Annotated in this window: 8 protein-coding genes and 1 rRNA gene; 4 read left to right on the top strand and 5 right to left on the bottom strand. The window is 34.7% G+C overall.

The genetic code is table 11. The annotated features are described in order from the left end of the window. The first annotated feature begins 196 nt into the window (after positions 1 to 196). The gene (locus CLV62_RS21230; protein WP_110312775.1) at positions 197 to 1114 is read left to right on the top strand and encodes an AraC family transcriptional regulator; all 918 of its coding nucleotides are present in this window, start codon (positions 197 to 199) and stop codon (positions 1112 to 1114) included. Positions 1115 to 1185: 71 nt separating this feature from the next. Here CLV62_RS21230 and CLV62_RS21225 read toward each other — a convergent pair whose 3' ends face one another. From CLV62_RS21225 to CLV62_RS21210, 4 genes are all read right to left on the bottom strand, one after another. Further along, entirely contained in the window at positions 1186 to 1728 is a 543-nt protein-coding gene (locus CLV62_RS21225; RefSeq protein ID WP_110312774.1) for a hypothetical protein, read from the bottom strand. Positions 1729 to 1974: 246 nt separating this feature from the next. Next, a complete protein-coding gene (locus tag CLV62_RS21220; RefSeq protein WP_110312773.1) occupies positions 1975 to 3408 on the bottom strand; it encodes a SusD/RagB family nutrient-binding outer membrane lipoprotein in 1434 nt (477 codons plus the stop codon). A 21-nt stretch (positions 3409 to 3429) separates the two neighbouring features. Next, the gene (locus CLV62_RS21215; RefSeq protein ID WP_110312772.1) at positions 3430 to 6630 is read right to left on the bottom strand and encodes a SusC/RagA family TonB-linked outer membrane protein; all 3201 of its coding nucleotides are present in this window, start codon (positions 6628 to 6630) and stop codon (positions 3430 to 3432) included. Positions 6631 to 6752: 122 nt separating this feature from the next. Further along, on the bottom strand, positions 6753 to 7670 hold the full coding sequence (locus CLV62_RS21210) for a hypothetical protein (RefSeq protein ID WP_110312771.1): 918 nt from the start codon (positions 7668 to 7670) through the stop codon (positions 6753 to 6755). 814 nt (positions 7671 to 8484) lie between these two features. On the opposite strand from CLV62_RS21210, the gene CLV62_RS21205 reads away from it, so the two are divergent. The 3 genes from CLV62_RS21205 to CLV62_RS21195 all read left to right on the top strand — a co-directional run bounded on the left by CLV62_RS21205 (position 8485) and on the right by CLV62_RS21195 (position 10780). Next, complete coding sequence (locus CLV62_RS21205; protein ID WP_110312770.1) at positions 8485 to 9231, top strand: shikimate dehydrogenase family protein; 747 nt, start codon at positions 8485 to 8487, stop codon at positions 9229 to 9231. A gap of 367 nt (positions 9232 to 9598) precedes the next feature. Next, positions 9599 to 10327: a hypothetical protein gene (locus tag CLV62_RS21200; RefSeq protein ID WP_110312769.1), complete on the top strand. Its 729-nt coding sequence runs from the start codon at positions 9599 to 9601 to the stop codon at positions 10325 to 10327. A 123-nt stretch (positions 10328 to 10450) separates the two neighbouring features. Further along, the gene (locus CLV62_RS21195; protein WP_110312768.1) at positions 10451 to 10780 is read left to right on the top strand and encodes a DHCW motif cupin fold protein; all 330 of its coding nucleotides are present in this window, start codon (positions 10451 to 10453) and stop codon (positions 10778 to 10780) included. Positions 10781 to 10868: 88 nt separating this feature from the next. Here the strand turns inward: CLV62_RS21195 and rrf are convergent. After that, positions 10869 to 10957: ribosomal RNA gene (rrf, locus tag CLV62_RS21190) — 5S ribosomal RNA — on the bottom strand; the annotation flags it as partial.

Genomic DNA, 10957 nt, shown 5'->3' with positions numbered 1-10957 from the left:
CAGAAAGTCAGATCAACATCCGGACTACTAGTACATACGATGGGTAAAATTGCAATCGCATTTATTTATCTAATTTTTTAAATACTGATTCGCATTACTAATTACTGCCTGATAATATATTACTATTGATGTTAGCAAGATCGGAAAAGTCTAACCATACTTTTGTTTCTAGTTTTGTAACGAAATAATTAAAAACATGCAGCAAAGAACAACGACAAAGGAAGAGTATCAGAAGCAAGTGAATATTATTATTGAATACATCAATAATAATCTGAATGGAGATTTAGACCTCACAACTTTAACGGAGAAAACAATCTTTTCGCCCTTTCATTTTCATCGGATTATGAAATCATTTCTGGGTGAATCTTTAGGTGCATTCATTATGAGAATAAGAGTCGAGACTGCAGCTCGATTGTTACGCTATACCGATTTGCCTATTCAGGATGTAGCCTATCAGGTTGGCTATGATGTTCCCTCTTCTTTATCTAAAGTCTTTAAACTGTTTTATAATGTTTCGCCAACAGAGTTTAGAAACAATAAAAATTACACTATTATGAAACCTTTGCTATTAAATAACGAGCTTAATTTAAAAGCTCCAAAAATACGGGAAATAGAGTCGAAAGAGGCTATTTATATACAGGTTTTCGGAAAATATTCTGATGTCGACTTCTGTGGATCGTGGAATCAATTGTGGCAATATGTAAAAGAAAATAAATTATTCTCGGCAGGTATAGAACATCTATGCGTGTATTACGATGACCCGAAAGTGACAGAGGCAGATAAGCTTCGTACTGATATTTGTTTGGTAATTCCTAAAAAAGCCAACAGTATACCTAAGGCAGATGACATTTGTGTTTTTAATGAAAATACTGATAAAGTAAAAGCCAAAGGACAGATAGGAGTAAAAGAGATAAAGGGAGGCAAATATGCTGTATTTTCTTATCAAGGATCCTATGAACATCTGGGAAGTGTTTATGATACTATCTATGGGAAATGGCTTCCTGAGAGTGACTGTAAATTAAGAAATACATCGGGATTTGAAAAATATTTAAATAATCCGGAACGTACATCTCCCGATAAATTAAAAACGGAGATTTATATTCCGATCGAATAGCTTAAAAATAAAGTGGGATAACCCAACCCGGTTATCCCACTTTATTTATCCCCTTTATTGTAAAATAAGGATTAATCTCCCCAATTTTGCCAAGCTATTTTTCCATATTGAGAATAATCAACAGGTATAACGACATCTAGAGCTTGTGGGTTATATCGGCTTTCAAGCTCATATACCCTGGTTGCGTATTTATTCGAATAAAGTATAGCAACGACAAAATATTTCCCCACCGGAAGTGTCACTTCAATTGTATTCCCACTAATCGAAGAAGTCTTTACAACTAAGACAGGATCTATCGTTGATCCACCTTTAAGTAAGAGTTTATTTTCTTTATTCAATTTTGAGTAAATCGGATCTTCCGGAAGTTTAGAATACTCAGAGTAAGTATTAACATTAGTCATGCGCGTTTCACCTTCAAAAGAAGCCGCTTTATTTCCATCAAAAAATAAAAAGCGAACAGCAGCTAATTCTTTTTTACTGTTGACTGAACTTGAAGAAGTCGTATATCCGTCCAACCATAAGGCTTGATCTTTTTTGTTTGAAAAATCTTCTTCTTCAGACGAACAACTTAATAATAGTACAGTCAATAAAAAGAATCCAAGAATATTTCTCATAAATGCAAATTTAAAGTTTATACAAACTTATAGAAATTAAGCCACAGACCTGCACAGGTGATAGAGGAATTTTATTTTTTTAGTCAATTTTATAAATAATGTAATTAAGTTGAAGCAGGAAACTAATAAATGACGTATTAATAAAAAATTTCAAGCATTTTAAAATTGGTTCAATAGAAAGAATACAAAAAAATGGGAGATAACTTGTTTTGTTATCTCCCCTCTTTCAATATATTGAATTCAAATTTATTTTACATCGAACCAAAGTCTGGTAGTAAGTAAATCTTCGCCTTGATTTTCAACAGCAGCTTTATAACTTTTGCCATTTAAAGATTGTTCTGTTCCCGGATAGAAGAATCTTACGGGTATTTTCCCGTCCAATACGCTGGCACTTCCAGCTTTAAGCTCGGGATAATCCAGTCGTCTCCATTCGGCAAATGCGTCTAATCCCTGACCATAGAAAGCGATCCATTTTTGTTCTCCGATCGATTTTTTATAGTTTGCGGCATTGTATTTTACAGATGGTTGCCTTAAGTAGCGACCTACAATTGCGGTATCTGTAACACCAAACTGGTTTAATGATGCTGTGATTGCTTGTTTATAATAGTTCTCGGCATCCCCTGTTATAAATCCTCTAGCAACAGCTTCCGATAATCCGAACTGTACTTCCGCATAACTGAATATCACAGCAGGCGATTCTGATTTCAAGAAGTAAGCTCCTGGTTTTGATGTTTTCGTAAATCCCCAACTACTGGGATTGTCCACAGCGTTAGGTAGACCTACATACTTGCCGACCGAATTATCAGAAGGTAACTGTGCAAAAACAGATAATCTAGGGTCTTCCAGTTCATACAATTTATTTACTATTGTTTGAGAAATACGGTCATCGTCACGTGTTTCAAATATTGCAGCGATAGGATTCTGCTGTGGAGAACTTCTATATATGAATTGAAATATCTCGCTGTTACTGCTAATTAATCCTGCTCCATCATTTACCACATTTATAATTTCCTGTTTTGCCAGATCCGGCTCTCTGTCAGCTATTCGTAGAGCGATACGAAGGCGTAGGGAGTTTGTAAATTTTTTCCACTTAGCAATATCCGCATATCCTTTGTCATCATTATAAACAACGTCACCGGTTACCTTTTCGGCAGAAGTATTAAGTAACGATTGGGCTGTTGCAAGATCCTTAAGTAGACCTAAATATACATCTCTTTGGGTATCATAAGCTGGTGTCATTTTTTGTCCGGCTTCTGTGTATGGGATATTTCCATAAGCATCCGTCAGCAGTAAAAATACCCATGATCGTAGCGACAGGGCAATACCCTTGTAATTATCGTTAGCTTCTTCTTTCGGGAAATTTATTATTGTATTCAGGTCAGTAATAAGCGTTGCATATCCTTTATTCCATAAACTCGTGAAGTCAGTATTTGCGAGATCAAACCTGTCTGCTTCCGGATACTGTATCGAAGCCCAAAATTGCACAAATAATAATGTAGAGCCATAATTATTTTCTGATCCCCAGTATAGGTCCGCTCCCTGTTTTTGAACTCCTGTCAATAAAAAAGGAGCTCGAGGGTGTTCCGTCGCATTTTGATTGATATTTATTTCGTCTAGCTGGTCGTTGCAGGCACTAAGTGCAAGTACGAGTATAATAAGTGGTGCTATTTTTTTTAACATAAGTGTTCGTTTTTCTGATTTTTAAAATTTCAAATTCAAGTTGAAACCAATAGTTCTGGTTGTTGGTAAGGATAAACTTTCCAATCCTTGTGCATTTCCTGTATTGAACGCTGTTTCAGGGTCGATATTAGGAGCGTCTTTGTAGATGAAGAACAGATTACGTCCGACAAAAGATACTGTTGCACCTTGTAACCCTAATCTTTTTGTCAAAGTTTTATCAAATGAATAAGATAAGGTAATTTCACGGAATTTGATATAGTCCGCATCATATAGATATGCTTCGGATATGTTGTAAGACGCTTTATAATATTGTTGAGCACTGATAACAGTTGTATTCTTTTGGCCGTCGGCAGTCACTCCGTTGAATATCATTCCATCTTGATAAACTGTTTCGCCGTTCGGAGCTCTTCTGGCGTCTAACAATATTTTGGAACCTTCTTTATCATTATTCTGGAAGTAATAGTACAATCCTCCATTATCAGCATTACGTCCGGGCATGGTTTGTTCCAATACACCTGTATACATACCTGTTCTGTTAGTGCCCGAGTAAATACTTCCTCCTATGCTGGCATCGATCAGGAACGATAATTGTATATTTTTATAAGTAAAAGAGTTACTTATGCCCCCTATCCATGTCGGGGTAAAATGTCCCAAAACTTTTAGTGTCGGATCAGATTGTGGCAATCCACTGGCATTTACAATAATATTACCATCCTTATCTCTCAAGTAGGCTGTCCCGAATAATGCACCGTAAGCTTTTCCTACACTAGCCAGTACACTTACTCCGTTGGATGAGCCTATTGTGTAACTATCTAATTCCCCTTTGTCGTCCATTCTTGTCAGTTTACTGATATTTCGTGAATAGTTTAATCCCACGTTCCATTTAAATTTTTTAGTTTCTATAGGCAGGACATTCAGCTGCACTTCAAATCCTTTATTATTAAGATTCCCGGCATTTAGTAATTGTGATAAATGTCCACTCGCAGCAGATGTATTTACAGCTATAATCTGGTCATAGCTATTGGTATTATAATATGAAGCATCAATACTTACTTTATTGCCCCATAAGCCCAATTCAAACCCTAATTCTGTAGAACGTGTTCTTTCCGGTTTTAGCTCGGGATTTAATTTTTTAGTAGAAGATGTCTGGATGGGATTATCTCCAAATGGGGTTTGACCATCGAATACAGTATATAGATTGTGAGGGTCGTTGTCGTTACCTACTTCAGACCATCCTCCACGTACTTTTAAGAAACTGAGAACATCATTTTTTATATCCAGAGCTTCGGAGAGCACAAGGCTGGCACTGACGGATGGATAGAAATAAGAACGATTGTTACGAGGAAGAGTCGAAGACCAGTCATTACGAGCAGTTAAGTTTAGATACGCATAATTTTTGTATCCGAATTGAGCAGAGCTATATACACTATATATTCTTCTGAGTTTTATACTATTGTTAGAAGTTACAATTGCATCTCTGGAGTTTGTAAGAGTGTATAGATCGGGTATAGCTAAGCGAGGTGCTTTCTGGTAATTATTTTCTTCGCTACGATTCAACACGTTAGTTCCTACCAAAGCATCTAGCGAAAAGTCATCAGATAATTTTGTGTTATATCGTAATATACCCTCGGTATTGGTTTCGTTGATTGTATATGCATCTTCTGCATACGAACCGAAAGGTGTACCATTGGTTCCGTATTTGATTTTATATTTACGACGATCGTTATAATAGTCTGTTCCTGATCTGAAATTAAATGTAAGTCCTTCTATAATTTTAGCCTCCAGGTGTACATCACCTATTAAACGGTTACGTTTCTGAGATACAGTATTATAATAAGCATTCCAATAAGGGTTGCTATAATAGCTGTTGTTCCAGTTCACAGCTCTGTTATTTTTCAGTTCGTTTATATCTACTTGACGTCCAAACCATAAGAATTGAAGCATAACGCCTGCTGCACGTCCTCCCGAAGGACCTCCAGGCAAATTGGGAGCATCAGTAATAATATAATTAGCTGTTGTACCGACTGTTATATCTTTTGTTATATGATAATTGGTGTTTATTGTAAAATTGGTTCTGCTCAACTCCGTATTTGGTACAATACCTTTTTGTTTTTGGTTATTTACACCCAAACGGAAATCATATTTTGTATCAGAACCAGCTATCGAGATAGAATTGTCATAGGTAACACCGGTACGGAAAAAATCTCTTACATTGTCAGGATTTGCAACAAAGGGCACTGCTTTGCCATTAGAGAAGAACTGAGGTATAAGTTGTCCATTCATTGCAGGACCCCAGCTTTCATCTACTCCGTCATTAATACCCCCTCCTTTACCGTCTACATAGCTGAACAAACCGTCCATCCCTTGCCCGAATGAGTTTTGAAAACTGGGTAAAGTAGCCACTGTCGCAAAATGTATTCCTGAATTTACAGAGATGCCCAATCCTTTTTGACCTTTACCCGATTTAGTAGTAATAAGAATTACTCCACGAGCAGCTCTCGAACCATATAGTGCGGCGGCATTAGGACCCTTTAATACACTCATCGATTCTATATCTTCCGGATTAATATCCGCTATTGTATTTCCAAAGTCACGTGTAGCTCCTCCTGAGTTTTTTTGAGAATTATCTACAGGGATACCATCTACGATAAATAACGGACTGTTCTCTCCACTTATTGATGTTTCTCCACGAATAACAATCCGTGATGACCCCATATCTCCCTGTGAATTGGTTATACGTACACCTGCGACTCTACCTGATAGAGAATTCAGCAAATTAGTCTCTCCATTTTGATTTAGGTCATTCCCCTTTATCTCTTGTGTAGTATATCCGAGTGATTTCTTCTCACGAGATATCCCTAAAGCAGTAACTACAACTTCGTCCAGAAGATTATTGTTTTCAGATAAAGTTACGCTGATCGGTTCATTACTATCATAAACATCCACTTCTTGAGTTCTGTATCCTAAAAAATTGAAAACAAGGGTAACAGGTAAATCTTCCGACACTTTTATCGAAAATTTGCCATCAAAATCGGTTGCAGTATTTACCTTAGCTGAGGATTTTAATGTTATAGAAACTCCGGGTAGAGGCAAACGATTTCTATCGTAAACCTCTCCGTTTATAGTTGTCTGAGCATAAATTACTGTCCCCCCAAGTAAAAATAGAGTCAGTAAGAGTGCTTTCGCTATGTTATATAGCGATTGAGATTGTAAGTGCAACATATTATTTAGTCTTTTTTTTAGTTGTTTATTGGATAGATATGTAGATGAAAGTATTTATTGATATACTTTCTAATCCTAACTTCCTATTCCCTTTTTGCTTACCCTTGCTAAGGTCTGAGACCTTATTTCGCCAAACTTGCATAGTTGATAATTTGTTGTTGGATATTTTTCTTCTCTTTAGAGTCGATATTAAGAAATCCGTAATCATGGTTCAGTTTTTGACCATCTGTAACAACCCATTCAATAAAATTTTGAACTTCCTTTGGTAGTTTTTCATCAAAAGCCAAGCTAACAGTCTCAATCGGGATAAGATTTATTTTTTCACCTTCCAATAATGAAAGAGTTGCGTCTATTCCAGAATTTACAGCTTGCCATTGGTCTTTCTTCAAATCAATTGGAAGTATGGCGATGTTTTCTTTTAATTCACGGGTTTTAGTGTCATATATGTATGATAAATAATTGAAAGCAACACCAGACTCATCTTTTTTCAGAGCATTGATAAGGAAAATATCATCTCCTGCTATTTTTTTACCTTTTAACTGATCTCCGGTCTTTCCAAAATATACTGATATTACTTCAGAGTTAGATGTTTCTAAACTTCCTGAGTAGATTGTAACTTCATTTTTGAAAGGATACTTACCTGCATCATCAATATCTTTTTCGAAAAACAATTGCTTGATTTTATTTTTATCCAAACCTTTATTGTTGATTTCGGCGAAAAGAGGATTTTGTTTATTTGCTACTGGCAGAATCGCGTATCTGGCAACTTGCAAAGATTGTTGTGCAGGATCTTTTATTTGATTTTCATTTGTAACTACGCTAATATCTATAGCTTCGCTGTTTGTATTGCGGTCAGCTACTTTAATTACTACATTAGGATTAACTTTACTGTATTCGTTTATCCATGCATTTAATATAGGATGAGTAAAATTTGCTCCTTTTATATATAATGTATTATCTGAATTCTGAGCAACTATAGATGTGCTTACTAGTAGTAAAGCAGTAATGAATGTTATTTTGATATATTTTGAAGTTTTCATATTGTCTCTTTTTTATTAATTCTGTTTTAGTAAATAATGATGAGTAGGTATATTACCTTACAATTAAAAAAAGTTGATTAGCAAGGCATGCACATTCGCATATGCGGACAACAATATATATCGGTAAGTAAAGCTTCCACAGCTTGATTAGCCAATGATAAACAAGATAGAGAAGTTCTCTCTTGTTTTGGATAATTCTGATTTGTTGATGTGAAAAATTCTGATTTCATACCTTGTAACTATTAATGATAAACCTTTAAATCTGAGTATTAAAATTCTTTCACAAAAGAAGCTAATATATACTAATTGAAAAATACCATAGATGTGGTATATTTCTTACGACAACTTATAGTCTCTGTAAAACTATATTCCAGGTTGTCTACACATAAGCTGGAAATTGTTAAGAATCCAAGTCGAAGTATCAAATAAGATAAAAGAAGTAATTTCGTGGTTTTTCAATAAAATATATGCCCTGTTATTTGGAATTGTGCTTTTAATTTGTTAAATTAAAAGGAAATAGAATTACTATTTATACGATATAGAATACTATAATGCACATCCTCTTTTATATTTCCGTTTATTCATATGAACTTTTTACGTATTTTTGTTGTCACCTTGTTTGTACATTAAGCAATTATTCATCTATATATAATTGTCAAGATCTATTCTAGATTACTATATTAAATTTTAAGAATTCTAATCTTTTCCTTATATTTTTCTAATTTATCCATATTTAGGCCATAGTAAGTGCTAAATATTACATTCTCTTTCTTGATAACGGGTAAATGATTATTTTTGCTTATAAAAAGATCTAATGGAAAAATACGGACTTATAGGCTATCCCCTTAAACATTCTTTTTCGTCTAAATTTTTCAGTGAAAAATTCGAGAACGAAAATATTGATGCAGAATATTCTAATTACGAAATCTCCGATATAAATACTCTTCCTTCAATCATAACATCAGATCTAAATATAAAAGGTTTGAATGTAACGATTCCTTATAAAGAACAGGTCATTATTTTTTTAGATGAATTGGATGACACAGCAAAAGTTATCGGAGCAGTAAATGTAATTAAAGTCATCAGAGAAGATGATCGAATCGTTTTGAAAGGATATAATTCTGACTTAATAGGCTTTCAGAATTCAATACAGCCAATGATTGATCCATTACTGCATAAAAAAGCCCTGATACTGGGAACAGGAGGGGCTTCGAAAGCTGTAAAATATGGATTAGAACGTTTGGGAATAGAATCTAAATATGTATCACGCACTGCACGTCCACATTTCTTCACATACAACGATCTTACAGAAGAAACCTTATCTGAATACAAAGTGATAGTGAATACTTCTCCTGTAGGCACATTTCCGAATGTGGATGAATGCCCGGCTATCCCTTATGAATACCTGACTAGTTCTCATCTACTTTATGATTTGGTATATAATCCTCCAATAACAAAGTTTCTTGAATTAGGAGCAAAACAAGGAGCAAAAACCAAAAACGGAAGTGAAATGCTTCAATTACAAGCCATAGCAGCATGGAAAATATGGAATAATAAGTAATAATCTATATACTTAAAAAGAGAGAAGGGTAGAAGCTTTTCTCTTTTCTCTTCTTACTCATAAAATCTTAAATAATGTAGGCCTCATATAAGCATTAGAAAAGAAATAATTGAGCTATCCTTTCAATACGAATTTAATGCAGGCTTTTAGGATGAAAAGCATGATAATCTCCTCCTACCTTATTGAATTAGACCTATTACATTACTCCACTATTTATAGAATAAAACTTCTTTTAGTGAGAATTCAGAAATAATTTTGTCAAATTCTTTACAAGAATCAGTAACTATAAGGAATATTTCTGTAATTTTATTGAGATACTTTTTTAGAATAAAAAATAAATTAACCTAAACACTTAAAATATACCCTTATGAAACGCATCGGATACCTATTTGGAATTATGCTCTTTTTTTCATCCTGTGGTTCAACTTATTTCTTTTCTACAATAGATTCAGCAAGTAAGAACACGGTCAAAGACGAGCAAGGAAGGTTTGTGATACAAAACGATAGTCTAGATATTTACTATTCTTTTAATGGTGATAATGGACCTATCCTAATCACTGTTCACAATAAAGGAAAAGAGCCTTTGTATATCGATTGGAAACGATCTTCTATAATTATTGATGACATATCTACCAGTTATATGGGTAAAACTATGGCATTATCAGGTTCGGCAAATATAAATACAATCGGAGATTCTTTCTATAATAATTCTCAATCATCGGCATCGTTCAATGGCGCAATAACTAAAGAACCTGAAAGTATCAGCTTCATTCCTCCAAATTCAAAAATTCAATATAAAACAACAAATTTAAGTAATCTGAATTTTAACAAGATTGATGAGCTGTCATATAACAAGAGAACTAATATTGATAGCAATGGAAATATCGTTCCGGTCAAAGCAGCCAACTTTCGAAGCGAAGATTCACCCTTGCATTTTAGAAGCTATTTGACCTTATATAAGGATCCTCAAAGGCCTTTTTCTCTGGAACAGGAGTTCTATATCTCAAGCTTGATAAAAACAAATAGAATCGGTCCTTCTAATATGCATAACTTTTTCTCTGATAGTGACGATCTCTTTTATTCGAAGGCGAGATAAGATGTTTAAAGCAAATCTCGAGTTGAGAATAGATCTATTGCCAGGGTAGTAAATATTTCGGCTCCTGATCTGTATTATATATAATTTATCGAATAATTTACATTTAACTATGAGGGAAAGAATATGAAAATTGAGGATGTTCCGTTTTGTAAAATCGACTGGAGTGTTGTTCCAACTACTACTCATAAAGGAATTGCGGGTGAAGCCTATTGGAAAACTTTTGAAATGGGGAATATACGTGTTCGTATGGTTGAGTATTCACCGGGCTATTTAGCTGATCATTGGTGCAACCGTGGACACGTTTTACTAGTAATAAAAGGTATTTTGGTTACTGAGTTGTCGGATGGAAGAAAATTTACACTTAATCCAGGTACGAGTTATCAGGTAGCGGATGATATAGATCCACATCGATCATATACTGAAAATGGTGCTACTCTTTTTATCGTAGACTAAGCGTTCTGCATTTCTTATTCTTCTTTCGTTTTGCTTTTAGTACAAAACAAAACATCCTGACTAGTTTAGACTAATCAGGATGTTAAAAAGAGGGCGGCTATCTACTCTCCCACCTAAAGGCAGTACCATCGACGTGGTTGGGCTTAACTTCTCTGTTCGGAATGGGAAGAGGTGGAT

The sequence above is a fragment of the Indolivaga alginatilytica genome, from assembly GCF_003201355.1.
In the GTDB taxonomy this organism is placed as follows: Bacteria; Bacteroidota; Bacteroidia; order Bacteroidales; family Dysgonomonadaceae; genus Dysgonomonas_A; species Dysgonomonas_A alginatilytica.
This window is presented reverse-complemented; position numbering and strand designations above follow the sequence as displayed.

Bases quoted from the DNA above. Each gene is read 5' to 3' on its own strand.
- CLV62_RS21230 (WP_110312775.1), top strand. From the start codon at position 197: ATGCAGCAAAGAACAACGACAAAGGAAGAGTATCAGAAGCAAGTGAAT.
- CLV62_RS21225 (WP_110312774.1), bottom strand. From the start codon at position 1,728: ATGAGAAATATTCTTGGATTCTTTTTATTGACTGTACTATTATTAAGT.
- CLV62_RS21220 (WP_110312773.1), bottom strand. From the start codon at position 3,408: ATGTTAAAAAAAATAGCACCACTTATTATACTCGTACTTGCACTTAGT.
- CLV62_RS21215 (WP_110312772.1), bottom strand. From the start codon at position 6,630: ATGTTGCACTTACAATCTCAATCGCTATATAACATAGCGAAAGCACTC.
- CLV62_RS21210 (WP_110312771.1), bottom strand. From the start codon at position 7,670: ATGAAAACTTCAAAATATATCAAAATAACATTCATTACTGCTTTACTA.
- CLV62_RS21205 (WP_110312770.1), top strand. From the start codon at position 8,485: ATGGAAAAATACGGACTTATAGGCTATCCCCTTAAACATTCTTTTTCG.
- CLV62_RS21200 (WP_110312769.1), top strand. From the start codon at position 9,599: ATGAAACGCATCGGATACCTATTTGGAATTATGCTCTTTTTTTCATCC.
- CLV62_RS21195 (WP_110312768.1), top strand. From the start codon at position 10,451: ATGAAAATTGAGGATGTTCCGTTTTGTAAAATCGACTGGAGTGTTGTT.